Source organism: Streptomyces sp. DSM 41931 (assembly GCF_050271085.1).
GTDB classification, from domain to species: Bacteria; Actinomycetota; Actinomycetes; order Streptomycetales; family Streptomycetaceae; genus Streptomyces; species Streptomyces albogriseolus.
Window position 1 is genome coordinate 3177942 of sequence record NZ_CP189902.1, and the last position, 24915, is coordinate 3202856.

General features: G+C 71.6%; 26 protein-coding genes and 1 pseudogene. 10 read left to right on the forward strand and 17 right to left on the reverse strand.

Annotated elements, in window-relative coordinates; all coding sequences use genetic code 11:
• Window positions 1-89: 89 nt before the first annotated feature.
• Window positions 90-1181 (forward strand): C40 family peptidase, encoded by a 1092-nt coding sequence (locus ACP7TJ_RS14690; protein WP_403432809.1) that lies wholly within the window; start codon window positions 90-92, stop codon window positions 1179-1181.
• A gap of 332 nt (window positions 1182-1513) precedes the next feature.
• Window positions 1514-2857, forward strand: a complete 1344-nt coding sequence (locus tag ACP7TJ_RS14695; protein WP_266547205.1) for a PP2C family protein-serine/threonine phosphatase — start codon at window positions 1514-1516, stop codon at window positions 2855-2857.
• An 83-nt stretch (window positions 2858-2940) separates the two neighbouring features.
• Here the strand turns inward: ACP7TJ_RS14695 and ACP7TJ_RS14700 are convergent, their stop codons facing one another.
• From ACP7TJ_RS14700 to ACP7TJ_RS14710, 3 genes are all read right to left on the reverse strand, one after another.
• Window positions 2941-3273, reverse strand: a complete 333-nt coding sequence (locus ACP7TJ_RS14700) for a DUF2516 family protein (RefSeq protein ID WP_176710897.1) — start codon at window positions 3271-3273, stop codon at window positions 2941-2943.
• A gap of 205 nt (window positions 3274-3478) precedes the next feature.
• Window positions 3479-4078 (reverse strand): hypothetical protein, encoded by a 600-nt coding sequence (locus tag ACP7TJ_RS14705; protein ID WP_093768611.1) that lies wholly within the window; start codon window positions 4076-4078, stop codon window positions 3479-3481.
• 78 nt (window positions 4079-4156) lie between these two features.
• On the reverse strand, window positions 4157-4648 hold the full coding sequence (locus ACP7TJ_RS14710) for a helix-turn-helix domain-containing protein (RefSeq protein WP_093768610.1): 492 nt from the start codon (window positions 4646-4648) through the stop codon (window positions 4157-4159).
• Window positions 4649-4801: 153 nt separating this feature from the next.
• On the opposite strand from ACP7TJ_RS14710, the gene ACP7TJ_RS14715 reads away from it, so the two are divergent.
• Both ACP7TJ_RS14715 and ACP7TJ_RS14720 read left to right on the forward strand, forming a co-directional pair.
• Entirely contained in the window at window positions 4802-5878 is a 1077-nt protein-coding gene (locus tag ACP7TJ_RS14715) for a MerR family transcriptional regulator (protein ID WP_367448536.1), read from the forward strand.
• Between the two features lie 73 nt (window positions 5879-5951).
• Window positions 5952-6911, forward strand: coding sequence for a GNAT family N-acetyltransferase (locus ACP7TJ_RS14720; RefSeq protein ID WP_427763453.1), 960 nt, complete (start codon window positions 5952-5954; stop codon window positions 6909-6911).
• Between the two features lie 23 nt (window positions 6912-6934).
• Here the strand turns inward: ACP7TJ_RS14720 and ACP7TJ_RS14725 are convergent, their stop codons facing one another.
• Entirely contained in the window at window positions 6935-7285 is a 351-nt protein-coding gene (locus tag ACP7TJ_RS14725) for a winged helix-turn-helix transcriptional regulator (RefSeq protein WP_093768608.1), read from the reverse strand.
• Window positions 7286-7329: 44 nt separating this feature from the next.
• On the opposite strand from ACP7TJ_RS14725, the gene ACP7TJ_RS14730 reads away from it, so the two are divergent.
• Entirely contained in the window at window positions 7330-8217 is an 888-nt protein-coding gene (locus ACP7TJ_RS14730) for an NAD(P)-dependent oxidoreductase (protein ID WP_427763455.1), read from the forward strand.
• A gap of 112 nt (window positions 8218-8329) precedes the next feature.
• Here the strand turns inward: ACP7TJ_RS14730 and ACP7TJ_RS14735 are convergent, their stop codons facing one another.
• Complete coding sequence (locus tag ACP7TJ_RS14735; protein ID WP_427763456.1) at window positions 8330-8866, reverse strand: hypothetical protein; 537 nt, start codon at window positions 8864-8866, stop codon at window positions 8330-8332.
• On the opposite strand from ACP7TJ_RS14735, the pseudogene ACP7TJ_RS14740 reads away from it, so the two are divergent.
• Window positions 8781-9071, forward strand: a pseudogene (locus ACP7TJ_RS14740) (DUF664 domain-containing protein); the annotation flags it as partial. The gene ACP7TJ_RS14735 and the pseudogene ACP7TJ_RS14740 sit on opposite strands and share 86 nt — an antisense overlap.
• Here the strand turns inward: ACP7TJ_RS14740 and ACP7TJ_RS14745 are convergent.
• The 4 genes from ACP7TJ_RS14745 to ACP7TJ_RS14760 form a co-directional block, all read right to left on the reverse strand.
• Entirely contained in the window at window positions 9072-9908 is an 837-nt protein-coding gene (locus ACP7TJ_RS14745; protein ID WP_093768604.1) for a carbohydrate ABC transporter permease, read from the reverse strand. It abuts the pseudogene before it with no gap.
• Window positions 9905-10936, reverse strand: a complete 1032-nt coding sequence (locus ACP7TJ_RS14750) for a carbohydrate ABC transporter permease (RefSeq protein ID WP_093768603.1) — start codon at window positions 10934-10936, stop codon at window positions 9905-9907. Before ACP7TJ_RS14750 ends, ACP7TJ_RS14745 begins: the two co-directional genes overlap by 4 nt.
• The gene (locus tag ACP7TJ_RS14755) at window positions 10933-12228 is read right to left on the reverse strand and encodes an ABC transporter substrate-binding protein (RefSeq protein ID WP_266398423.1); all 1296 of its coding nucleotides are present in this window, start codon (window positions 12226-12228) and stop codon (window positions 10933-10935) included. Before ACP7TJ_RS14755 ends, ACP7TJ_RS14750 begins: the two co-directional genes overlap by 4 nt.
• Before the next feature lie 64 nt (window positions 12229-12292).
• A complete protein-coding gene (locus ACP7TJ_RS14760) occupies window positions 12293-13519 on the reverse strand; it encodes an aminotransferase class V-fold PLP-dependent enzyme (RefSeq protein WP_427763458.1) in 1227 nt (408 codons plus the stop codon).
• Window positions 13520-13743: 224 nt separating this feature from the next.
• Between ACP7TJ_RS14760 and ACP7TJ_RS14765 the strand changes: the two genes are divergently transcribed.
• Complete coding sequence (locus tag ACP7TJ_RS14765) at window positions 13744-14439, forward strand: FadR/GntR family transcriptional regulator (RefSeq protein WP_093768600.1); 696 nt, start codon at window positions 13744-13746, stop codon at window positions 14437-14439.
• 19 nt (window positions 14440-14458) lie between these two features.
• Here the strand turns inward: ACP7TJ_RS14765 and ACP7TJ_RS14770 are convergent, their stop codons facing one another.
• The 5 genes from ACP7TJ_RS14770 to ACP7TJ_RS14790 form a co-directional block, all read right to left on the reverse strand.
• Window positions 14459-15286 carry a hypothetical protein gene (locus tag ACP7TJ_RS14770; protein ID WP_367534668.1) on the reverse strand — a complete coding sequence of 276 codons (828 nt, stop codon included), beginning with the start codon at window positions 15284-15286 and terminating at the stop codon, window positions 14459-14461.
• A 127-nt stretch (window positions 15287-15413) separates the two neighbouring features.
• Window positions 15414-17540, reverse strand: a complete 2127-nt coding sequence (locus tag ACP7TJ_RS14775; protein WP_427763459.1) for a phosphotransferase — start codon at window positions 17538-17540, stop codon at window positions 15414-15416.
• 256 nt (window positions 17541-17796) lie between these two features.
• Window positions 17797-18672 (reverse strand): winged helix-turn-helix domain-containing protein, encoded by an 876-nt coding sequence (locus ACP7TJ_RS14780; RefSeq protein WP_189911402.1) that lies wholly within the window; start codon window positions 18670-18672, stop codon window positions 17797-17799.
• Window positions 18673-18812: 140 nt separating this feature from the next.
• Window positions 18813-19538 (reverse strand): HAD family hydrolase, encoded by a 726-nt coding sequence (locus ACP7TJ_RS14785; protein ID WP_427763460.1) that lies wholly within the window; start codon window positions 19536-19538, stop codon window positions 18813-18815.
• Window positions 19539-19567: 29 nt separating this feature from the next.
• Window positions 19568-20452, reverse strand: a complete 885-nt coding sequence (locus tag ACP7TJ_RS14790; protein WP_093768596.1) for a winged helix-turn-helix domain-containing protein — start codon at window positions 20450-20452, stop codon at window positions 19568-19570.
• Between the two features lie 209 nt (window positions 20453-20661).
• Here ACP7TJ_RS14790 and ACP7TJ_RS14795 point away from each other — a divergent pair, with 209 nt between their 5' ends.
• Window positions 20662-20850: a hypothetical protein gene (locus ACP7TJ_RS14795; RefSeq protein ID WP_006133950.1), complete on the forward strand. Its 189-nt coding sequence runs from the start codon at window positions 20662-20664 to the stop codon at window positions 20848-20850.
• 60 nt (window positions 20851-20910) lie between these two features.
• Here ACP7TJ_RS14795 and ACP7TJ_RS14800 read toward each other — a convergent pair whose 3' ends face one another.
• Window positions 20911-21825 (reverse strand): FadR/GntR family transcriptional regulator, encoded by a 915-nt coding sequence (locus ACP7TJ_RS14800; protein ID WP_093768594.1) that lies wholly within the window; start codon window positions 21823-21825, stop codon window positions 20911-20913.
• A gap of 175 nt (window positions 21826-22000) precedes the next feature.
• On the opposite strand from ACP7TJ_RS14800, the gene ACP7TJ_RS14805 reads away from it, so the two are divergent.
• The gene (locus tag ACP7TJ_RS14805; RefSeq protein ID WP_093768593.1) at window positions 22001-22186 is read left to right on the forward strand and encodes a hypothetical protein; all 186 of its coding nucleotides are present in this window, start codon (window positions 22001-22003) and stop codon (window positions 22184-22186) included.
• A gap of 150 nt (window positions 22187-22336) precedes the next feature.
• Here ACP7TJ_RS14805 and ACP7TJ_RS14810 read toward each other — a convergent pair whose 3' ends face one another.
• Together ACP7TJ_RS14810 and ACP7TJ_RS14815 are read right to left on the reverse strand one after the other, a co-directional pair.
• On the reverse strand, window positions 22337-23593 hold the full coding sequence (locus tag ACP7TJ_RS14810) for a GNAT family N-acetyltransferase (protein WP_189911398.1): 1257 nt from the start codon (window positions 23591-23593) through the stop codon (window positions 22337-22339).
• A 59-nt stretch (window positions 23594-23652) separates the two neighbouring features.
• Window positions 23653-24288, reverse strand: coding sequence for an aerial mycelium formation protein (locus ACP7TJ_RS14815; RefSeq protein WP_367548033.1), 636 nt, complete (start codon window positions 24286-24288; stop codon window positions 23653-23655).
• A 177-nt stretch (window positions 24289-24465) separates the two neighbouring features.
• Between ACP7TJ_RS14815 and dtd the strand changes: the two genes are divergently transcribed.
• Window positions 24466-24891, forward strand: a complete 426-nt coding sequence (dtd, locus tag ACP7TJ_RS14820) for a D-aminoacyl-tRNA deacylase (protein WP_093768590.1) — start codon at window positions 24466-24468, stop codon at window positions 24889-24891.
• Window positions 24892-24915 lie beyond the last annotated feature (24 nt).

Below are 24915 nucleotides of genomic sequence, written 5' to 3' on the forward strand. Positions count from 1 at the left end.
CCACACCCTCTGTCGTTTCTCGCTCCGGCATGGCAGCATCCCCCCGGCAGCGAAAAGTTACTGACGATTAACCAGACGGGGGTGCACGCATGGGGGCAGGCAAGCGCGGAGTGCTGACGGCGGCCGTGACCGTGGTCTGCGCGGTCACCGTACTGGCCGTGCCCGGCACGGCGTTCGCGGCGCCCACTCCCCCACCGGACCCGGGCGCGACGGCGAGTGTCACCGTGGTCACCAGCGACGCGGAGCTCGAGGCCGTCCGCAAGAAGCTCGACACGCTCTACCGCGCGGCCGCCAAGGCCACCGACGAGTACAACGCGGCCGAGGAGAAGGCCCGGCAGCAGACCGCGCAGGTCGTCCTGCTGGCGAGGAAGATCGTCGAGGGCCGGGAGAGGCTGGCCGACCTGAAGGACCGGGCCGGCGCCGCCGCGGCCGCGCAGTACCGGGGCGGAGGGCTGCCGCCCGAGGCGCACCTGGTGCTGAGCGACGACCCGCAGGAGTTCCTCGACGGTGCAGGCCGGGTCCGCCAGGGCCAGCACGCGACCAAGGGCCTGATCGGGGAAATGACCCGCACCCAGCAGGACTTGGAGCAGTACACCGAGGACGCGCGGGAGCAGATGCGGAAGCTGGAGGCGGGCCGCAAGGTCAAGGCCGCCGCCCAGAAGCGCATCGAGAAGCAGATCGAGGCGGCCGAGAAGCTGGAGGCCGAGCTCGAGCAGGAGGAGAAGGAGCGGCTGGCCCGGCTGGAGCGGCGGGCCGCCGCCCGCGCCCAGGCCACCTGGCTGAGCTCCGGCGTGCTCGACGAGCTCACCTCGAGGGCGACCGCGCAGGGCCGCGAGGCCGTGGCGTACGCCACGGCGCAGATCGGCAAGCCCTACCAGTGGGGCGCCGAGGGGCCGAACTCGTTCGACTGCTCAGGGCTCACCTCCCAGGCGTGGCTGGCCGCGGGGAAGACCATCCCGCGCACGTCGCAGATGCAGTGGCAGCAGCTCGAGCGCGTCGACGTCGAGGACATGCGGCCCGGCGACCTCATCATCTACTGGGCCGACGCCAGCCACGTCGGGATGTACGTGGGCGACGGGGTCATGGTCCACGCGCCCCGTCCCGGACGGACCGTGACGCTCGCCGGGGCCGGTTCGATGCCGATCCTGGGCGTCGTACGGCCCGATCCGGCCGCGGAGTGACGCCCGGGGCGGTGTCGGCGGCCCCAACGGCCCGGTGACACGGGCCACGTGACCCATCACACGTGGATCTCGTGGCCAACGCCCCGTGGACGTGACGTTCGTCATCCCCACAGCATTTCCGGCCTGTCCAACTGCGGTAGCAAACGCGGCATATGACAGCGGCCGTTGGCCGGGCAGCGTGGTTTCCACCATTCCGCTGCGGCGCGGTCACCCGCTATGGTCCCCGTTCGAAGGGGCATCCCCTGCCCGCTCACGCCAGACGCACGCGGAGGGCAGGGCCGAGATCCGTCGCCCCCGCCATGCCCTCGGGGGGAGGGAAGGAACCCGGAACAATGCCCGCATCCGTACCGCGGCAGAGAGCGATCCCGGCCGCGGAAGGCGGTCAGGGGCCGGTCGCCGCACCGAACGAGTCCGCACAGGAGTCGCCCGAGAACCGGACGGCGGCCGCCGGCGCGGCCGCTCCGTCCGACACCCGGCCGGCGAAGACCGCGACCACCACGACACCCGCACAGCTCACCCTGCTGCTCATCGAGAACGACCCGGGCAGCACGCCGATCGTGCCCGACCTGCTCGACCAGGCCGGGCGGCCGATTCGCATCCGCACCGCCCGCAACCTCACCGAGGCCGAGCGGCTGCTGACCGACGACGTCCACTGCATCCTGCTGGACCTGGCGCTGCCCGCGCCCGGCAGGGCGGACGACGGCGACGAGCTGGCCGTCCTCCGGCACGTCCTGGAGCTGGCGCCCCGGCACGCCGTCCTCGCCCTCACCGGCGCGGACGACACCGAGCGCGGCGCCGAGGCCGTACGGGTCGGCGCGCAGGACTACCTGGTCCGCGACGAGCTGGACGGGCGGCTGCTGAGCCGCGCCATCCGCTACGCGGTGGAGCGCAAGCGGTCCGACTCCGCGGAGCGGCGGCTCGCCGAGGGCCGGCTGCGCGCCCAGGAGAACCGCCGGCTCGAGCGCGGCCTGCTGCCGACGCCGCTGCTGGACGGCTCCCCGCTGCGGTTCGCCGCCCGCTACCGGCCCGGCCGCTCGCGCGCCCTGCTGGGCGGCGACTTCTACGACGTGGTCCGCACGCCCGACGGGACCGTGCACGCCATGATCGGCGACGTCTGCGGGCACGGCCCGGACGAGGCGGCGCTCGGCGTGGAGCTGCGCATCGCCTGGCGGGCGCTGACCCTGGCCGGGCTGTGCGGGGACCAGCTGCTGAGCACGCTGCAGCAGGTGCTGGAGCACGAGCGGCCGGACGACGAGATCTTCGCGACGCTGTGCACGGTGGACATCGCGCCGGACGGCCGCCGGGCCGGGCTCTGCCTGGCCGGCCACCCGTCGCCGCTGCTGGCCCGCCCCGGCATGCCGGCGCGGCTGCTGCCGTACGAGAACAACGGCCCGGCGCTCGGGCTGCTGCCGGGCGCCCGCTGGCCGCGGATGCAGGTGGAGCTGGGCGCCGAGTGGAGCCTGATGCTCTACACCGACGGCCTGATCGAGGGCCGGGTCGGCGACACCGGGGAGCGGCTGGGCCAGGACGGCATGGTGGAGATGATCCGCCGCCGCCTCGCCGAGGGCCTGACCGGCGAGGAACTGCTCCGCACGGCGGTGAACGAGGTCCGGGACCTCAACGGCGGCGAACTGACGGACGACGTGGCGGTCCTGCTCCTGGACCGCACGCGCTGACCGACGCCCGGTGCGGGCCGTCCTGGGCCGTTCGCGCAGTTCCCCGCGCCCCTGAAGGGGCGCGGTCACCGCGGCGCCTTCGGTCAGCGGCCGCCGTTGTACGGCCCGTACGGGCCGTCGCTGCTGGAGCCCCTACGGGCCCGGCCGCCGCCGGGGAGGGACCTCAGGGCCGGGCGGACGTCGACCATGTACACGATGGTCGCGATCAGGCCGATGATCGGCAGGAACGACAGGATGTTGAAGATCAGGCTCACCACGAAGGCGAGACCCAGGATGATCAGCCAGAACGGCTTGGTCTTCTTGTCCGCCGCGCGGTAGGCGTCCTCACGGCGCGTGGCGGCGTCGATCAGCGCGAAGCCGGTGAACACGATCAAAGCCAGGTTCAGCAGCCACAAGAAGTTAGTGAAGCCCTGCATCAGCACTACGTCCACCACCCGTAATCGGCTCGTCCACCGCGCCGTCGTCCTTGCCGCGCCGCCGACGGGCGCCACGTCGTCTTCCCGCCGTCACCGTACCCGCATCCGCCGGTCGGCTATCCGATGAACGGGCCGGGCACCGCGTAAGTGCCCGGCCCGTACCGTTGCGTCCCTGTCCGTCCCGCTCAACGCGGGCCGGCGCCGCTCACTTCGCGGGCGGCGTCGTCTTCTTCGCCGGGGCCTTACGGGGCGCCGGGGCCTTCTTCGCGGCGGCGGCGGGCTTCTTCGCCTCGGCCGGCTCGTCCTCGGCCGGCTCGGTCACGACCGGGGCGGCCGCGGGCTTCGGCTCGGCCGGCGGCTCGACGGCCACCGCGATGTCCTCGATGCCCTCGGCGGCCTCGCCGCGCCAGGTCTTCACGGCCTGCTCACCGTGCTCGGCGAGCTTCTCGTAGGTCTCGCGGGCCTTGACCGCGTACTCGGCGGCGACGCCCACGCTGCGCAGCGCCAGGTCCTGGGCGGTCTCGCCGAGCTTCTTCAGGTCGGTGTCGATCGTCCCGAACAGCTCGTTGGCCTTGGTCTGCAAGGTCTCCTGCGTCTCGCGGACCCGGACGGTCACCCGCTCCTGGACGGCCTTGGGGTCGGTGTTGCGCACGGCCTCGATGCGGGCCGGGGCCTCGGTGCGCAGCTGCTCCACCAGGGCCGGCACCTTCTTGGCCTGCTGCAGCGCCAGATCGGCGGTGCCGGCGGCGAAGTAGAGCGGCTTGGGGTCGCTGAGGGTCTTGCGCAGGTCGTCGGTGATGGCCATGGTGAGGGTCCTCCCGGATGTCGTTCTTCGGCTGAGGGTCTGTGTGGTCCGCGGCGCGCGGCCGGCGCCCTGGCCGGCTCAGCCGGCCGTCCGCCGCGGACCGCTGTCGTCGCCTTCGGCCTCGCGGCCGGGGCGCTCGGCGGGTCTGCCGCCCGTGCTGGTGGACGCCTCCGTACCCGGCTCGGGTCCGACGGGATCCACCTCACCGTCTTCGGTGCCCCCGAATCCGTTCTCCTTGCGGAAGGACTCGTAGATCTGGAGGAGCACCTGCTTCTGGCGCTCGGTCAGCGTGGGATCGGCGAGGATCACGGCGCGCGTCTCGACCTCGTCACGGTCGCGCTCGGCGTCGAGGATCCCGGCGCGGACGTACAGCGTCTCGGCGGAAATGCGCAGCGCCTTGGCGACCTGCTGGAGCACCTCCGCGCTGGGCTTGCGCAGCCCGCGCTCGATCTGGCTCAGATACGGATTGGACACCCCGGCGGCATCGGCGAGCTGCCGAAGCGACAGCTGCGCGTTGCGCCGCTGCTCGCGCAGATACTCACCGAGTCCGCCGACGTTCAGGGATGCCATACCCCCACCATGGCGCACCGCGCTAACAATTGCAAGCAACCTGCTTGCAAGAGTGTGCTTGCCCTCCGCGCGGCCCGCTGTTGACCTTCACCTTGGGGGAGCGCCCAGCATCGGTGGGGCCGGGCGACGGGCCCGGTACGAGGAGGGACACGCATGGAGCTGCTGACCATCGGGGCGTTCGCGAAGGCGTCCCGGCTGTCGCCGAAGGCGCTGCGGCTGTACGACGAGCTCGGTCTGCTGACTCCCGCCCGCGTCGACCCGGACACCGGCTACCGCCGTTACGCGCCCGGACAGCTGGAGCAGGCCCGGCTGGTCGCCTGGCTCCGGCGGCTGGGCATGCCGCTCGCCCGTATCCGGCGGGTGTGCGCCCTGGAGGCGGGCGAGGCGGCCGGCGAGATCCGCGCGTACTGGGCGCGGGTCGAGGCCGACACGGCCGCGCGGCGGGACCTGGCGGCCTTCCTCGTCGACCACCTGACCCGGAAGGACCCCACCATGTCCCGCACCACCGCACCCCTCGCGCTCCGTCACGCCGCCCTGTCCGACACCGGACGGGTCCGCGCGAGCAACCAGGACACCGCCTACGCCGGCTCCCGCCTGCTCGCCGTCGCCGACGGCTACGGCGGCGGGGGCGCCCCGGCCGGCGCGGCCGCCGTCGACGCGCTGCGGCGTCTGGAGACGGAGACCGTCCCGGCGGACGACCTGCTGGGCGCCCTGGAGGACGCCCTCGGCCGCGCCGAACAGGCCGTGCACGGCCTCGCCTCACCCGGCGACGACGACGCCGACGCGGGCACCACGCTCACCGCGATGCTGTGGACCGGCTCGCAGCTCGCCCTCGTCCACATCGGCGACTCCCGCGTCCATCTCCTGCGCGACGGGGAGCTGTTCCAGATCACCCACGACCACACGGTGGTGCAGTCGCTGATCGACGAGGGGCGTCTCACCCCCGAGGAGGCCGCCTCGCACCCGCAGCGGTCCCTGCTGCTGCGCGCCCTGGGCCGGGGCGCCGACTCCACGCCCGACCTGCGGCTGCACGACGCCCGCGCGGGCGACCGCTATCTCCTCTGCTCCGACGGCCTGTCCACGGTCGTGCCCGCCGGGGACATCCACCGCGTGCTCGCGGAGGCGCCCGGCCCCGAGGCGGCCGTCCGTGAACTCGTCGGCCTGGCCAACGCGTCGGGCGGTCCCGACAACGTGAGCTGCGTGGTCGCGGACGTGGTGGAACAGGGGTAGGCGTTCCGGTCACCCGTCGGCGGGATCGGCGCGAACCCCCGCACGCCCGGTCCCGCGTCCGGCACGATGAGGCATGCTCCCGGACCACTGGCATCTCACCACCGATGTCGAGGACTTCCTCGCCCGAACCGGCGGCTTCCTGCGCTCGCGCCCCGCCCTGCACACCACACCGCTGACGGACGTCGAGAAGCTGCGGCTCCCCGGCGCGGGCGACCGCGTCCTCGGCCGGCTGGAAAGGGAGGGCGAGGTCCGCGCGGTCTGCTACCTCACCCCGCGCGGCCGACTCGGCCTCACCCCGCTGACCGCCGGCGACGCCGGCGCCCTCGCCGCCCGCCTGGCCGCCCTCGGCCACTCCCCCGCCCAGGTCGTCGCCGACCAGGACACCGCCGACGCCTTCGCCTCGGCCTGGCAGGAGCACAGCGGCGCGGTGCCGAAGCTGTTCTGGCACACGCACCTCTACCGCCTCGGCACGCTCACCCCGCCCCGGCCGCATCCGGAGGGCCGGGCCCATGCAGCGGGGGCGGCGGACCGCGACCTCGTGGTGCGCCGGTGCCGGGAGTTCTGCGCCGAGGTCGGCGAGCAGCCCTCCATCGACCTGATCGATGCGGGCGCCTGGGACCGGTCCCGGTTCGGCGACCGGCACTTCACCTTCTGGCGGACCCCGGACGGCACCCCCGTCTCCATGGCGGCCGTCACCTCGGTCACCGGCGGCATGGTCCGCGTCGACCCCGTCCACACCCCGGCCCGCTTCCGCGGCCAGGGCTACGCGGGCGCGGTGACGGCCGCGGTGAGCCGGGCCGCGCTGGAGGCGGGCGCCACGGACGTCGTCCTCTTCGCGGACCCGGCCAACCCGACCAGCAACGCCCTCTACCAGCGCCTCGGTTACGTCCACCTCACCGACTGCGCCGGGTACCGGTTCACGTACGACGGCCCGGCGGCCGGACAGGGCGGGCAGCACCTCCGACGTACCCACTTTTTTGTGCGTACTTGGCAGGGCGGTGGCGGCGGGGAGAGCCTGGGCGAAGGCGGCTGACGCTTCGGAGGAGGTGGTGCGCGTCAGGAGGCCGGGCGGGACCCGGCCAGCTTCTCCAGGCGGCGATGCCCCCAGTCGGCGAGGGGCCCCAGGGCCTCGGAGAGCTCGCGGCCGAAGGCGGTCAGCGAGTACTCGGTCTTCAGCGGCAGCACGTCGTGCACCTCGCGGTGCACCAGCCCGTCCGTCTCCATCTCCCGGAGCGCCTGGGTCAGCACCTTCTCACTGAGGCCCGGCAGCCGCCGGCGCAGTTCACCGGGCCGCTGCGGCCCGGACTCCAGCAGCCACAGCAGCGCGGTCTTCCATTTGCCGTCGATCACGGCGATCGCGGCGGTCACCCCGCAGACATTGACGTCCCGGGCCCGACTGCGCCCCATGTCCACCCCTTTTGTTGCCTTTGTTCACATACAGGAGTCGCATCATGTCCATGCACCTCGAACAGTCTGCCGTCACCGTGCTCGGTCTGGGGCCGATGGGGCGGGCCCTGGCCGGCGCCTTCCTGGAGGCGGGGCTGCGCACCACGGTCTGGAACCGGACCCCCGGCAGGGACCGCGACCTGCTCGCCCGGGGAGCGTCCGGCGCCCGCTCGGCGGAGGAGGCCGTCGCCGCCTCCCCGCTGACCGTGGTCTGCGTGGTGAACTACGACGCGGCGGACGCCGTCCTGCGGCGTGACGCGGTCGCCGGTGCGCTCAAGGGGCGCACGGTCGTGAACCTGAGCGCCGACACCCCGGAGCGGGCCCGCGGCCTGGCGGACTGGGCGGCCGGTCACGGCGTCCGCTACCTGGACGGCGCGATCATGACGCCCACCACGACGATCGGGACGCCCGCGGCGGTGTTCCTCCACGCCGGCCCTGAGGACCTCTACGAGGAGCACCGGCCCGTGCTGGAGGCACTGGGCGGCACGCACACCCACCTCGGCGAGGAGATCGGCCGGGCGGCGGCCTACGACATCGCCCTGCTCGACATCTTCTGGACCGCGATGGCCGGCTACGCGCACGCCCTCGCGGTGGCGCGGGCGGAGGGGATCACCGCGCGGGAGCTGGCGCCCTTCGCCCAGGGCATCGGCGAGATCCTCCCGCCGATCTTCGAGCAGTCCGCCGAGGAGACGGACCGCGGCAGCTTCCCCGGCGACGGCAATCCGCTCACCTCCGCGGTGTCGTCCATGGCCCACATCGTCCACACCTCCGAGGCGCACGGCATCGACGCGGGCGTGATGCGCGCGGCGGAGGGCATGGCCCGCCGTGCCATCGGGCGGGGGCACGGGGCGGACGGCTTCCTCCGCGTCGCCGAGCTGCTCGGCCGCCGCTGAGGGATGCCTCCCAGGAGGCGGGGGAAAGCGGTGACCTCCGGCGCGGCGCCGGGACCAGACTTCCCGGGTGACGTCGCTGCCCTGGAGTACCGCGGACGCCTGGAGGCGATCCTCAGCTGAGCGCCGGAACGGACGCCCGCGCCCAGAGGACGAGGTCGCTGCTGGTGGCCACCGCGAGGGTCCGGCCGGAGGGCGAGAAGCCGGCGGTCCGGAACTCGGACCAGGAGGCGTGGTGGACGTGCCACCATGTGCCGCCCGGCTCGCCGCGGTGTCCTCCCCCGTCCGCGGAGAGGATCACGCGGTGGGCGGGCCAGTCGGGGCTGACGACGTCCAGGGCCCAGCCGTCGGCTGTGGTGTGGTGCAGGCCGCCGCCGAAGAGGCCCGCGATCCGCACCGGCACGCCCGCGACCGGACCGAGCCCGGGGCAGGCGAGGTCGGGTTCCGCGTCGGGGGTGTCCGTGTCCGGGTCGGGGTCCCGGTCCCGGGCGACGATCTCGCCGGTCGCCGCGTCGAAGAGGCCGTGGCCGGCGGACGACACGGCCATCACCAGGTCCTGACCGGTGCTGCCCCTGGACACGACCGGCACGGTGCCGTGGTGGCCGGCGGACCGCGCCGGGCTGACCCTGCACCACGCCGTGGTCCGCGTCATCGCCGACACCAGCCGGCACGCGGGCCATGCCGACATCCTGCGCGAGCGGCTGGACGGCGCGACGGGCGAGCGGCCGGGCGCCACCAGTCTGCCGTCGGACGATCCGGCCTGGTGGGCGGCCTACCGCGACCGGCTGGAGCGGGCGGCGCGGGAGGCCGCCGGAAACGGGACCGCCGACGGTCCCGGCACCCGCGCCGCCCCCTGATCAGCCCTTCACCGCCCCCGCCGTCAGCCCCTGCACGATGTGCCGGCTGGCGAAGGCGAACAGCACCATCGTCGGCAGGATCGTCAGCACCGCCGCCGCGGACATCGAACCCCAGTCGATGTTGAAGCTGGAGATGAAGCCGTTGAGCGCGGTCGGCACGGTCTTGTTCTCGTCGCTGTTCATCAGCGTCACCGAAAGGAACAGCTCGTTCCAGCAGTTGACGAAGTTGAAGATGAACGCTGCGACGATCCCCGGCCGCATCACCGGCAGCAGCACGCGCAGCAGCGCCCCGAGCCGGGAGAGGCCGTCGATCATCGCGGCCTCCTCCAGCGCGTCGGGGACGTTCTCGAAGAAGCCGCGCAGCATCACCGTGCAGAAGGGGATGCACACGGCGATGTAGACCAGCATCAGGCCGAGCCGGTTGTCGACCAGCCGGAGGTCGGTCATCAGCAGGTACAGCGGGCCCAGCGCGATGAACGACGGGATCATCTGCGTGACCAGGAACGCCATCAGCAGCGCGGACTTGCTGCGGAACTCGAACCGGGCGAGGACGTACGCCGAGAGCGTGGAGATGGCGGTGGCCACCGCGCCCGCGACGGTCGACACGACCAGGCTGTTCACCAGGTACGTGCCGAAGTCCGCCTTGCCGAACAGCCCTTGGTAGTTCTCCAGGGAGAACCGCTCGGGCCAGTAGGCGATCGGGAAGGAGAAGATGTCACCGGGGTCCTTCAGGGACGTGACGGTGATCCAGTACAGCGGGAAGAGGGAGAAGACGAGCCAGAGCCCGAGGAAGGTGAACTTCGTGGCCCGGCCGGCCGTGGTTTCCTTGCCGATCACGCCCGCACCTCTCGCTTTCCGGTCCGTCCGGCGCCCCGGCGGCCGCCGCCCCGCTCCCGCGTCGCCGTCAGGAAGAACACCGCGAACACCAGCAGCACCGCCACCACCAGCAGACCGAGCGCGGACGCCTTGCCGTAGTCGCCCTGCTGCGTGATCTTGATCATCCAGGTGGTCACGATGTGCGTCTCGTTGTTCGGGCCGCCCCCGGTCATGCCGAAGATCAGGTCGGGGAAGTTGAAGATCCAGATGACCCGCAGCAGCACCGTGAGCACCAGCGTCACGCGGATGTACGGGATGGTGACGCGGAACAGCGTCCGCGCCTTGCCCGCGCCGTCCAGCGCCGCCGCCTCGTACAGTTCGTCCGGGATCGACTGGAGCGCGGCCAGGATCATGATCGCGAAGAAGGTGACCCCGTACCAGACGTTGGCGACCAGCACGGCGACCATCGCGGTGTCCGGGTCGGCGAGCCAGGCGACCGGCTCGTCGATCAGGCCGGCCTTCTGGAGCAGGTCGTTGACGACGCCGAACTCGCTGTTGAACATCCAGCGGAACAGGATGCCGATGAGGAACCCGGAGATCGCCCACGGGAAGAAGATCAGCGCCTGGTAGAGCCCGCGGAGACGGAACCTGCGGCGCAGCCACAGCGCCAGCGCGAACCCGATCACCAGCTGCGGCACGATCGAACCGACCACCCACAGCGCGGTGTTGCCCAGCACCGTGCCCCACGCGGGGTCGGTGAAGACCTCCCGGAAGTTCTTGATCCCCACCCACGAGGTGTCCGTGAGGTCGGTCAGGTTCCAGTTCCGGAACGCCATCTGGCTGCCGGCGATCATCGGGTAGTACGTGAACAGCGCCACGAAGACCGCCGCCGGCGCCATGAACGCGGCGATGACCAGACCACGCCGGGTGGTGAACTCCCGCCGCCGGCGCCCCCCGGCGCCCCCGCCCCGGGGCGGGGCGCCCTCCTTGCGTACGGAGGGCGCCGCGGTCACGCCGGACGGGGGCGTGGACGTACCGGACATGGTCACTTCTTCCACTTCTCGGTCCAGTAGGCGTCCCAGCCGGCCAGCAGCTCCTTCGGCGTGAGCTTGCCGAGGATCATCTTCTGCACGTCCGTGTCGGCGCGCTGCTGCCACTCCGTCCACCACGCGACCCCGCGCGGCTGGGTGACGACCAGGTACGTGTCCGGGTTCTCCGTCATGGTGACGTAGCTGGCCCAGGGACCGGTGCGGTAGAACTCGTCCTCGGCCGCCGCCTTCAGGATGGGCACCAGGCTGTTCCCCTTGCTGAACCGCGTCGACGCCTCACCCTCCGAGAGGAACTGCACCAGCTTCACGGCCTCGGCCTTGTGCTTGCTGCCCTCCGCGACACCCCATCCGGCGGTCGCCAGCGGCTGCACGGTCTTCCCGCTCGGTCCGGCGATCAGCGGCGCGGTGCTCCACTGCTCGGCGTCGATCGACTTCGACTCGGAGACGGTGGCGATGACCTCGGGGTCCTGGAGCAGGAACGCGGTCGAGCCGTTGGAGAAGCCCTCCACCATCTCCGGGTAGCCCCACGCCACGGACGACTTCGGCGACGCCTGCTTGAACAGCTTCAGGTACATCTCCATCGCGTCCAGCGCCTCGGGCGCCGAGAAGATGGTCGTGCCGTCCTTCAGGAGGTAGCCGTTGGCCGGGTCGATCCGGTCGGCGACGTACGCCTCGATGGCGGCCGTGGCGTTGCTGTGCGCGTTGGCGCCACCGCGGAAGGCGTAGCCGTACCGGCGCGACGAGGGGTCGTGGATCTTCGACGCCTGCTCCAGCAGTTCCTCCCAGGTGGCCGGGGGCTTGTCGAAGCCGGCCTCCTCGATCAGGTCGGTGCGGTGGAAGAGGCTTAGCCCGTAGAAGCCGTACGGCACGAAGTAGGTGCGGCCCTTGTCGTCCTCGGAGGCGGCGACAGCGTTGTCGGTCAGCGCGTCCCAGCCCTTCCAGCCGGCCAGGTCCTTCTTCATGTCGTACAGCCAGCCGTTGTTCGACCAGGGGCCGACGGTGATGTCGCGGACCTCCAGGACGTCGACGCCGCTGCCCGACTGGAGCATCTGCTGGAGCTTCTGGTCGGCCTGCTCGGTGGGCGGCGAGACCAGGTTGACCTTGATCTTCGGGTTCTGCCGCTCGAAGTCGGCCATCAGCTCCTCGAGCAGGTCGGTGCGGGCGGGGTTGGTCAGGCTCTCCACCATGTTGAGGGTGACCGTTCCGCTCTCACCGGGGCTCATGGTGGAGCAGCCGGTCAGGACCATCGCGGCGGCGGTGCCGAGCGCGAGAGCTGCCGTCCTTCTTCTCATCGTGCTGACCTCTTCCTTGGGTGAACGGGGCGACGGGCGGGGGGAGGTGCGGAGAACGGGGGGATCAGGGGCGGGCGGCGCGGGCCCACTCGCCGAGCACGGGGACGCACCGCTCGGCGAAGTACTCGTAGTCCTCGGCGGTGTTGTAGAGGTGCGCGGACAGCCGTACGTAGCCGACGCCGCCGAAGGCGGTGAACGCGGCCTCGACGCCCAGCTCCGCGGCCGCCCGGTCGCGCAGCGCGTCCGCGGCGACCCGGCTGTCGGCCAGACCGTCCGGCAGCCGCACCAGCCGCATGCCGGGCACCGGCATCCCGACGTCCACGCGAGCGTCCTCGCCGGTCAGCGCGGTGACGGCGGCGGCCACGACCCGCTCGCCGTACCCGGCCAGCTCGTCCATGTGGCGGCGGGCCGCTTCCCAGCCCCAGGTGGTGTCGACGAAGTCCAGCGCGGTCTGCGCGGCCAGGTAGCTGGTGGCGTCGAGCGTGCCCTGCTGGTCGAACCGGTCCGGGTACGGGTCGGGCGCGCCCCAGGAGTCGATCAGGGGGTGGAGGCCGTCGCGGAGCGGGCCGCGGGCGACCAGGGCGGCGGTGCCGCGCGGGGCGCAGGCCCACTTGTGGAGGTTGCCCGCCCAGAAGTCGCAGGCCAGGCCGTCGAGGGGGGCGGCGAGCAGGGCGGGCGCGTGGGCGCCGTCGACGAGGAACGGCACACCGCGCCGGGCCGCCTCCGCGCCGATCCGCTCCACGGGGAGCCGGCGGGCGGTCGCCGAGGTGATCTGGTCGACGACCAGGAGGCCGGTGGCGTCGCCGACCTCGGCCATGACCGCCTCGTACGCCTCCTCCTCGTCCGCGTCGAGCGGCACCCGCGCGGTGCGCACCCGGCCGCCCCAGCGGCGGGCGAGGCGTTCGGCGCCCATGGTGACGGCGCCGTAGCCGTGGTCGGTGACGACGATCTCGCCGCCGGCCTTCGTGCCGAGGCCGGCGTAGACGACGCTGACGCCGGCGCTGGCGTTGGGCACCAGGGCGAGGTCGCCCGCGTCCACGCCGAGGAACGCGGCGAGTCCGGTCCGGGCCGCCGCGATCCGCCCCGGCAGCTCGGGGAACCACACGACCGGCGCCCGCTCCATCTCCGCCCGCAGCGCGTTCTGCCGCTCCTGGGCGACCAGCGGGACGGCGCCGAAGGAGCCGTGGTTCAGGTGGCGCAGGGCGGGATCCAGCGACCACGCGTCCGCCGCGGGCCGGCCGTCGGCCAGCAGCAGGGGGCGGGGCGCGGTGCTGACGTCGGTCTCGCTCACATGACTCCCATCCGCGAGGGACATCGGACCCCCGGGAGACCCGGAGGCCAAGACGTATGATGACTCGGGATGTTGGCATGGTGTTTTCGGCCATGACAAGACCTGTGAGCCACTAGAAATCAGATGACTCTGGAATGTTTCACCCAAGACATCTGATCTCTCGGCCCGCTACAGTGCACTCGGGCGGGGGCGCGGCGGACGCGGCCCGCCAGGGGAGGCAACGGATGTCGGCAGTCGACAAGGCGTTCCACGGCCTGCGCCACATGATCGCCACGGGGCGGCTCGGCGCCGGGGAGCGGATTCCGCCCGAGGCGGACCTCTGCGAGGAACTCGGCGTCTCCCGCGGCTCGTTGCGCGAGGCGGTCCGGATGCTGGCGGCGCTGGGCGTGATCGAGCCGCGCCACGGCTCGGGCACATACGTCTCGCAGCTCCGCCCCGAGGACCTGATCGGCAGTCTCTCCCTGACCCTGCAACTCCTGCCCCTGCCGGGCCTGCTGGAGGTCTACGAGATCCGCCGCGTCCTGGAGGCGCACGTGGCGGCGCAGGCGGCGGCCCGGGCCACCCCTGAGACGGTCGGGACGCTGTTCTCCCTCATCGAGGCGATGGAGGCCACGGAGGACCCGGCGGAGGCGTCCGACCTGGACCACCGCTTCCACGCGGAGATCGCCCGCGCGGCCGGCAACCCCACCCTCGCCTCCCTCCTGGCGGTCTTCCGCGCCCGCTCCCGCAAGTACCAGGTCTTCACCCTCCCCGAAGGCCCCGACCTGCGCCGCAAGAGCGACGCCGACCACCGCGTCCTCGCCACGGCCATCGCCGCCCACGACCCGGGCGCGGCGGCGGGCGCGGCGGAGGCGCATGTGGCGCAGACGGAGCGGTGGTTGCGGGCGCTGGAGCCGCCGGTGGAGGACGAGGACGCCTGAGCCGGGCTGTCCGGCCGGGTCACGCGGCCGCGCTGCGCCGCCAGCTGGGCACGGACGCGAGTGCCCAGAGGTCGTCGAAGTGCTTGTTCCACATCGTCACCACGGGGTCGGATGCGGCGGTGCCGGGCGAGCAGACGTTGAGGTCGGTGGTGTAGCCCTTGGGGTCGTAGTACTCGGGGCCGGTGCGCTGGAGGCGCATGCGTACGGAAAGGTCGTAGAAGCCGTGGAGCACCTGCACCCGGTTGAAAATGCAGATCTTCTGGCCGGGGATACCGGGGTAGAATCGGTATTCGCACCGGACGACCTGTCGTCCGTTCCGGTTGAGCTGGTCCGCAATACCCGACAGGACCCCTTCGTACTCCTCGCATCGTCGTAGCAGACGCTCGCGAAATGCCGGGTCGTCCACGTGCTGTCCATCAGGCCCGACCCGGGCGGGGACAGTCATGGGCTGTTCGAAGTCCGGCACAAGCATCCGTACCAAAACTTCGCGTGTCTGACCCGGGTTGACCGACAGAGCCCGCAGACGGTTGTAGAGCTCGTGTTGGAGTGTCTCCCCCGTGTAGCCGAGGAAACTGATCTCCACCTTGCGCGCCTTGAACGCTTCGCTGACGAAGCCTGCCAAATCGCCGGAGTTCACCAGAGCCGGCGCAGGTGGACGCACGGAGCTGGAGAGATCTTTCACCGCGTCGTACAGCACGTACCCGACCAGGCTGAGCAGAGCTCCGCCGAGGTACGCCTTCCCCTCTATGGCATCCCCCACCGGTGGCACGAATTGAGCGACCAGTCCGGTGACGAAGATTCCACCGAGTATGAAGCGTGTGATCAGCGGCTCGAAACGCTCCTGCATTCGGCGTAACCGCTGTGCCGCACCTCCGTCGGCCATTCAGCTCCCCCGCTCCGGTATGCCGAGCCCCCTCTGGGCATTCCGCTGAAGCCGCCGGCGAACAGACCCAACGGCCTTTGACATGTTCCCTCTAGACGAGAGTCCGAGCAAGGTGGCCGATCGTGACTGTGCGGACAGGAAGGCCGAGGGCGCCGTTGGCGATCGCAAGGGTCACCGTGTAGGAGTCGACCGCGCGGCGCACGTTGGGCGCATCGAGGCCCTCCCCGGTGACGATGCGGTCGAGGTCTATGTACGCGGAACGCACGACTTCCAGGCACCGGTACACCTGCCAGTCCTTCTGCCAGTCACGCGTGCACGCGGGCGGAAGCTTGCGTTCCCAGCGCCGGAACATGCGATCCCGGATCTCCGGGCGGGTCGGGGTGAGGTGCAGGTGCCGGACCAGGTCGTACAGGGGGTCACCGATCAGCGCCATCTCCCAGTCGATGATGCTCAGGCCACCGTCCCGGCGCACCAGGTTCCACGGATTGAGGTCGCCGTGCAGCAGGGACGATTCACGGTGGCTGACATCCTGCCGGGACAAGAGCTGGCGCAGCCGTCCGGCGTCCGGGAGTCCCAGCTGCCGGGCGAGCTGCTGTGTCGTCCTGGGTAGCTCGTCGACGAGGCGGACCAGTTGGTCCTTGAGCCAGCCGTGAAAGCCTGGCTCGACCGCCGTCGGGTCGAGCTGCCTGTAGTCCACCTGGGTCAGAGCGCACAGCTGGTCCACCAGCCCGTCCGCCTCGTGCGGCAGAAGGCCGTACACAGGGTGGTTCGGAGGGCGGTCGATGTCCTCCGGGCCCATGTATGTGTGGATCGCGAAGTGGTCGTTCGCATACGTCTCGCCCAGCGCCAGTACCTTGGGCGCGTTCACGGCGACACCCGCCCGCTCGATGCTGCGCAGCACGGCGTGCTCGCTCAGGAAGTGCGGCTCCCGCCTGGTCACGTCGGGCAGCCTGCGGCGTACAACGACAGGGTGAGGGACATCCGGCACGCGCACCACTGTGTTGAGATGAGCAGTGCCCTTGAAAACCTGGCCGGCCGGGGCCCCGCCTTCGACCGACAGCGCGTCGAGAACGGCCCGCTCGCCGAAGTCGTCCCGCAGCGGCAGACGCCGGTCCGGGACCCATCCGAAGACCTGCGTGCCACGCACCCCGTGCGACGCCAGCCAGCGGAACAGTGCCCGCTCGATCTCCTTCGGCCCGGGCACACTCCGCAGGCCGAGCGGACGCGCGGCCGCACGCAGCGCCCGGTCCACCTCTGCCGTCGCCTCGTCCAGGTTCTTCTGCGAGAACGCCTGCTCGAGGGACCGCGCGGCCCGCATGACGTCCGGGAACACGGACTGCGCGCGCTCGAAGTCGACGTAGTGCTGGAGGTCCTTGGCCAGCCCGTTGACGGCCGCCGGGCGGATGCGACGCATGGCCTCTTCCCAGGCGTCGATCACTTCGGACCACTGGTGATCCGGGTAGTGCATGCGCACCAGGTGGGTCGCCAGGTCGTGGAGGGGGTCGCCGTAGGTCGCCAGCTCCCAGTCGACGCAGATGAGAGGAAGCGTTTCGCCGTAGGTGACGATCACGTTGTCGCGGTGCAGGTCGGCGTGGAGCAGGCTGTACGGCCGCCGCGTCAGGGCAGGGATGCGGTCGGCCAGCCGGACCAAGGCGTCCTCCGGGATGCCCAGCGCCGCGAACAGTCCGCCGAATACAGACCAGTTGGGCCGGCGGATCTGCTCGTCCGCGAGGTGGGCGAGGGTCCGCAGGAACGCCTGGCTGTCGGTGTCGTTGCTCGGCCAGTGGGGCGGCAAGGAAGGCAGGGAGCTGCGTCTGACCCGGGTCATCTGGGCGAGCAGTCCGGCCAGTGCCCGCATGAGCAGGGTGTCCAGGGGCTTTCCGTTGGCGCAGATGCTGGACAGCGGCACGCCGTCCACATAGCTGTGGACGGCGAAGTCGGGGCCCTTGGCGAGGCATTGCGGCACGTGCGGCAACACGTCCTTGACCGCACCGAGGATCTCGTCCTCGTTGTGCCAGGTCCTGATCACCACCGGCAGCGCCTCCGCCCGGCGGATGCGCACCGTCACCGATGTCCCCGGCTCACGGCCCAGCAGGCGCGCCACGGATTCGTCGAGCTCCAGCACGTAGTTCTGGTTGTGATGGCCGCTGGTGGCCGTGCCGTGCTGGGTGGCGTGCCGCACGAAGCCGCGGAGCCGGTCGTCCGGAGAAGTGGGCACCCCGAGGGCCGGTCGGGGAAGAGGTGGTGCGCCCACTGGCCGCTCCGTGACGTACGAGGGAGACACAAATGACGGTAGGCATGCGGCCTCCGTTTCCGCATGCGGAAGTCAACCGCATGGCGTCTGGCGCCGGGCCGGGGGGTGTCACCCGAGTGCCCGAAGGGACGGAAGCCCGTTCCAGTCGCTGATGTGCTCCCTGGTACGAACGGAGGATGAGCTGTGCTCGATCGGTGGCCGGAATCGTACAGCACCACGGTCACTCGGCGAGGTGATTCCAAACCGAGTCGAACCACTGCTGGATGCTGTCCACGAACACGGTCCCGGGAGCCCCGGCATCGGCCGGATCCTTCACGTGGTGGGTGAGGGTCGCGCCCAGTCCCAGCACGTCCAGCGCCCTCACCACCTCACCGTCCCCCAGCTCCAGCCGCCGCTCGATGACCTCGTACATGCCGTGCAACGCCTCGACCGTGTTGAGCAGGTAGAGCTTGAAGGTCGGCGTGAGGGGGGCGTGCCGTACCTGGACGTCGACGGACGGGACCTGCGCCTCGGTCTCCAGGTCCCTGAGCACACCGACAAGGGAGGCCGTGTGCGTCTCGGTGATGGCCCGCAGCCGGGTCCGCATGCGGGAGTCGCTTGGATTCTCCTTCACCCGCGGATACGGCAGCGGAAGTGACGGGTCCGGAAGGAGCATACGGAGCGTGATGCGCTGGGGCGAGATGAAGCCACCGCGGATGCGTTCCGACTGGAGCCGGATGTGGGCGTCGAGGGACTCCGAGGTCAGCGTGTAGACGTCGAGCGTGACCTCCGGCTGCTCGAAGGCCTCGCTGATGAAGGGCGCCAGCGTCACCTGGCCGCGCACGCGTGTCGCCTTGGCCGTCGACGACTGGATGCGCTGCACCTTGACGACCCGCGAGCCGCTGCCGCGCCGCGACTCGATCCACCCCTCGTTCACCAGTTCCCGCAGCGCCCGCTGCACCGTGTCGCGGGAGACGCCCAGCTCCACGGCGAGGGCGCGCTGCGCCGGCAGGAAGGAGTGCAGGGGGTAGACGTGACCTATCCGCGCCCGCAACTCGTCGGCGACCCGCTGGGCCTCCCGCCCGCCGCCGCCTGACTCGCCACCCCGACCGGCCACGACCGGAACGTACCGCTTTCGGTCCACCGGCAAACCAACCGTCCACAACTCCCGTACTGACACAGCTGGTTGGTTAAGGGATCAACCGGGCAGGGCAGACAACCCTCAGGCCAAACAGTCCAATTGGACTGTGAGTTGATTCAGGCCTGACCGGCCTCCCGCACGCACCGCAGCACCGGCTCCAGCGAGTCCACGACGAACCCCGCCCCCGCCTCCCTCAACAGCTTGTTCTTCCGCTCGTTCCGCGCGTACCCCAGGAACGGGACCCCCGCCGCCCGCGCCGCCTGGAAGTCGGACGGCGTGTCCCCGATCATCAGGGCCGTCGGCGGGGCGGCGCCCATCGCGTTCAGCGCCCGGTGGATGCAGTGCGGATGCGGCTTCAGGTACCGGAGTTCCTGGGTGCGGCCGTAGATGTGCGGGGCAAAGCACGGCAGCAGGCCCCGGGACGTCAGGTACTCCCGCACCACCCGCGGCGAGTTGTTCGTGGTGACGGCCAGGCGGGCGCCCACCGCGGTCCAGGTGCGGACCAGCGGATCGGCGTACGGCGTCGGCCTCGCCGAGCCCGCGGCTCTCAGCTCCTCCTGGGTGAGACGTTCCTCAAGCTCCGCGACGAGGTCGCTGCCGGGGTGCCGGCGGTCCACGGCGCGCAGGACGACGTGCGGGTCGAGGGACTCGCGCTCGGACTCGTCGAGCAGCCCGTGCAGCCCCTGCCCCTCCAGCCAGTCCACCAGGTCCCGGGCCACCCGCTCGGCGGAGTGGCCCGCGAACAGCCGGCAGACGGGACCGTCGAAGTCCCACAGCACGACTCGGGCGCCTTCGATCAGGTTCCGCAAGTCCTCCGGTTCCGTCTCGGTCCCGGTGGTCACCGATTCAGTCTGCTGCGTCTCAGAAGTCACTAGGAGAGTGTCAGGTCCGTCGTGATGGTTTCCCAGAGGGCGTCGAACCACTTCTGGGATTCCTCCACGAACGCCTGGTCCCGCCGGCCCGCCCGCTTGGCGAAGGAGAAGAGGAGGGAGGCGGAGCCGAGGGCGTCGTACATCTCCAGGGTCTGGCTCTCCCACTCCTCCTCGCGCCGGGTCAGCATGTAGTAGCCGATCAGCGCCTCCTCGCCGTTGAGCAGGTACAGCTTCACCGGCGGGGTGAAGGGCAGCGCCCGGAAGGACACGTGCACGTCGATGCCGTGCGTGGCGCGCAGCGCCTGGAGGTTGTGCTGGAGCACGCGGGCCTGGGAGTTGCGCTGGGCCAGCCAGCGCTCGTGCACCGGGTCCTCCTCGCCCGCGTCGCGGCCGTCGACCGGCACGGGGAAGGCGAGGTTGATGCGCCGGGACGGCAGCATGATGCGGACGTCGATCGCCTCGGGCCGGATGCGGCCCTCATGGATGTGCCGGACCGGTTCGCCGACCGCCAGCATGAAGCTCTCCGCGGTGAGGCACACGGCGTCGATCCGCACCCGGGGCGTGGAGAACGCCTCCGTCAGCCGGGGCGCCAGTCCCACCATCGTCGGCTGGGGCTCCTCCCGCGCCGGTGCGGGCGCGGCGATCCGGGGCGGGCTGCCCTTGCTGACGTTGCTGAGGAGTCCGTCGTCCTGGAGGGCGCGCAGGGCCTGACGGACGGTGCCGCGCTCCACGCCGAACTCCTCGGCCAGCTCGGCCTGCGTGGGCAGCCGGTCGCCCGCCTTCAGTTCACCCCCGCGGATGCGTTCCCGCAGGATGTCGGCGATCTCCTGGGCCGAGAGCCTGCTGCTGCCGTTCACTGACACGTTCTCCTGGGCCACGACCAAACGCTACAACTTTGATCCATCTAACGGCAGTTGTTTGAAAGTTGTTTATGAGTAGGAGCCAAGTGGGGACAACTCAAGTGGAGTTGGTTGCCAACTTGGCGGAGTTGGCGGAAGTTAGCGTTCCGTTCGTCCGGCCGCCGGCCGTCACCGCCACCGGGCCGCCCGCCCCGTCGCCCCGTTCCACCGTCTCTGCCCGAAGGGGGTCCACCATGCCCGTCATCGCCCTGATCTCCGCCGTCGTCGTCGTCACCGTCGAGCAGCTCGTCCAGTGGAGGTACGGCGCGGCCGGCCTCCTCGGCCTGCTGCTGGTCACCGTGGGCATCCACGCGAACCGGCCGGGCGTCAGCTCCGCCGGAGCGGTGCTGCTGGCGCTGCTCGTGGCCCGCCCCGCCCTGTGACCGGGCCGCCCCGGCCGCCACGGGACCGTGGACGGCCCGACCCGACCCCTGTGGGAGACGTCAGTCCGTGAGCTCCAGCTCCGAACTAATCGTCTCCCACAGTGCGTTGAACCACAGATGGGACTGCTCCACGAAGGTCGTGTCGCGCAGGCCGGCGCCCTGCTCGAAGGCGAACAGCATCGACCGTACGCCCTGCGCGTCGTAGGTCGGCAGGCTCTCCTGGCCGATCAGCGCCTCGCTGCGGGTCACCGTGTAGTAGGCGAACAGCGCCTCGGCGTGGTTGAGCAGATACAGCTTCACCGGCGGGGTGAAGGGCAGCGCCCGGAAGGTCACGCGCACGTCGATCCCGTGCGTCGCGCGCAGGGCGAGCAGATTGTGGCGGAGCACCTGGCCCTGGGCGTTGCGCTGGGCCAGCCAGCGCTCGTGCACCGGGTCGTCGTCCCCCTGCCGCCCGCCGACCGGCACCGGGAAGGCCAGGTCGATGCTCCGGCTGGGCAGCAGCACGCGGACGTCGACCTTGGCCGGTTTCAGTCGCCCCGCGTAGATCTGCCGCAGCGGCTCTCCGATGGCGAGGGTGAGGGACACGGCGGTGAGGCAGACGGCGTCGATCTCCACGTGCTCCGCCTCGAAGGCGGAGGCTATCCGGGGTGCGAGCGCCACCGTGGTGGGCAGCGGCGGTGCCGCGGGGCCCACCGGGGCACGGTCGGCCCGGTCCGCGACGGTCGCGGGCGCCCCTTTGGAGATGTTCGTCAGCAGATGCTCCGACTGCAGGATGCGCAACGCGCCCCGCACGGCCTGCCGCTCGACGCCGAACTCGGCGGCCAGCTGCGCCTGTGTGGGCATGCGCTGGCCCGGCCGCAGCACTCCGGACCGGATCCGGGCGCGCAGCTCGTCGGCCACCTCACGATGCGTCCGCTGTGGCCGCTGTGGCTTCTTCCGTCCATTGACGGAGGCGTGTTCCGGCTCCACGGCCAAACACTACAACTTCTCGCCATCTTGCGGCAGTTCAACGGAGGGTGGTTATAGGACTCTTCCAAGTGGAGATAACTAAGAACAAGTTGGTCACCAACTCGCCCAACCTGGCAGATCCACACAGGGGTTGGCTCACCAGGAGGGCGGCGGGGAGGCCACCGGACAAAGGGGGACCGCCATGCCGCTCATCGCCGTCGTCGTCGCCGCCCTGGCCATCGGGTTCGAGCAGCTCGTCCAGTGGAAGTACGGCCCGATGGGGATCATCGCCTTCGTCGCCCTCACGGTGGGCATCAAGGCGCGCAACACCGTGATCAGCGGCATCGGCGCGGTCATCCTCGTGATGCTGTTCGCCCAGTCCGGCTGACGGCACTCCGCACGGACCGCCGGCCGGGTTCCCTTCCGGAGGGGAGCCGGGAGCCCGCCGACGGGCACCACCACAACCACAACTGAACAGCTCGCTACGGATGCACCAACGCCCACCCGTCACCGGCGGAAGGAGCAAGCGACAGCGCACTCAGAAGATGTCCGGGCACCACGGTCGCCTGGACGTACGCAGCAGGGCGTCGGCCTGACGGGCGGCGCCCGCTCGTTCTTCCCGGACCCGGCCCAGCGCCGCGAGCCGCACCGCCGACTCGTCCCCGAGCCACAGCGTCGCCAGATCCGCGACGTCCAGGGAGAGATCCGGGTGCCCGGCCGTCGGCGCACAGGTCCCGGCGCCGTCCGCCGACGCCTCCAGCCGGTACCGCCCGCCGGTCAGCCCGCTCGCGTCGGCCACCTCCAGCACCAGCGATCCCGCCGTCCCGTACGTCCGCGCCTCCAGCGCCCGGACGACGTCCAGGACGCGCACCCACAGGAAGTCGGCCTGCGTCGTGACGGCGGCGGCGCGCGGGTCGGGCAGGAAGTGCGGAAGCAGGTCGTCCGGGGCGCGGTAGCCGGTCCTGACGGCGACCACCCAGTCGATCGAGCACAGGTACCGCCACAGCGCCCGCTCGGCGGCGGGGGTCACCCCGGTCAGCCACTTCACCTTGGCGGTGTTCAAAGGCTGCTTGGCGTCGCCCCACCGGTCGTCCGTGGTGTAGGCGGCCATGCCCGCGACCTCGCCGTCGGCCGAGCGGTACACCGCGAAGAACGGCTCATGGAACCCCGGCAGGAAGCGCACGGCGCCGGTGGTGAGCTGCCACCACAGCTCGTCGCGGCTCACCGCGCCCGGCTGGGACCGGCGCAGCCGCTCGTGCAGCTCGGGACCGAGCTTGCGGACGTCCTCGGCGTCCACCAGATCGATCCGGCCGCCGTCCTCCGGGCCCGCCCAGCGGGGGTCGAGCCCGGCGCGCGGCACGTCGATCGTCCACTCGGTGGCCCAGGTGGCCGGGCCGAAGCCGTACCGCCCGTAGATCGGGTACTCGGCGGCGATCAGGGTGGCGACGACGTCCCCGCGCTCCTTCGCCGCTGCCAGGTCCTGCGCCATCATCCGGGTCAGCAGCCCGCGCCTGCGGTGGGTCGGGGAGACGGTGACGTTGGTGACCGCGTCGGCCGGCACGACCGCCCCGCCGACCACCGTGAGCTCCTGCGCGAAGGAGCGGAAGGTGGCGACGCACCGCCCGTCGTCGAAGGCGCCCACCGTGCGGCCGGGCGTGAACTGCGCCCGGCGCGCCTCGAGGAACTCCTCGCTCGTGGTCGGCTCCCGCAGGAACCCGATGTTCATGGCCCGGCTCCAGTCGGCGAACTCGGATTCGTCGATGGGGCGTACGTCGATGTCGGCACGGGAGGTCATGGGCCTCACGTTAGGTCGGCGCCCGGGCGGGTGTCGACGCGGTTTCCCCGCCCTCCGCGTCACACCAGCAGGTCGTCGACCTGCGCCTCCCCCTCCCGGTAGCGCCGGGTGATCTCCGCCCCGCACGCGTCGGCGGTGCGCTGCAGCCGCTGCCGCCGGCGCGACACCTGCTGCTCGTACCCCACCAGCCGGCCCATGGCGGCGCGCAGCTCGCCGTCCGTGCGGGCCCCCAGGTCGGAGAGCTCCACCTCGGCGAGCATCTCCGCGGCCAGCCGCCGGTACTCCTCGCTCCGCGGTGTGCCCAGCGTCAGATGGCGGGCGGAGGACCGGTGGCGCGCGGGGGTGTCCCGCAGGATCTCCGGCAGCCGCTTCACGACGGAGGTCTCCCCCGGCGCGACGGCCGCGGGCGCCCCGGCCGGCAGGTCACGCCGGGCCAGCTCCGCGCGCAGGATGTCGATCCGCCCCTGCAGCAGCCTCCGTACATAGCTGAGGTCGGCCTCGTCGCGCTGCGCGTCCCGCCGCCTCGCGCGCAGCTCGGCCAGGCTCAGCCCGGTCAGTCCGTCCTCCGCCCCGTCCACGGGCAGCGCGGGGCTGTCCGTGCGCTGTGTGGGCGGCCGGCGGAACTCCCGCTCCCCGGCGCCCCCTTGGGTCAACGCGACAGCCGCGGACGACTGCCCGGTCCCCGGTGTGCTCATGTGCCTCAACCGTCCCCTCGACCGGCATGTGCCAGCATCGTGCCACCCCGATCGGCCACAATGTGAGCGAGTGGCCCCGATCCGCCCCAGATGGGCGCTAAGGAGTAAAAATAGCCCGACCGGGGTGGATCGCGGGCCGCCGTCGGGCGTCTGTTCGCGGACCGGCATCATGGGCGTATGCGTGCAGTGGTGCAGAGGGTGGACGGCGCGAGCGTCGTGGTGGACGGCGAGACCGTGGGGGAGATCGAGGGCGAGGGCCTGTGCGTCCTGGTCGGCGTCACCCACGAGGACACCAAGGAGAAGGCGGCGCAGCTCGCCCGCAAGCTGTGGTCGATCCGGATGCTGAAGGACGAGAGGTCCTGCAGCGACATCGGCGCCCCGCTCCTGGTGATCAGCCAGTTCACCCTCTACGGGGACGCCCGTAAGGGCCGCCGCCCCACCTGGAACGCGGCCGCTCCCGGCGACCTCGCGGAGCCGCTGGTCGACGAGGTGGTGGCGCAGCTGCGCGCGCTGGGCGCGACGGTGGCGACGGGCCGGTTCGGCGCGCAGATGCGGGTGTCGCTGACGAACGACGGCCCGTTCACCGTGCTGCTGGAGATGTGAGCCTTCGGACGGGAGCCGCACGGG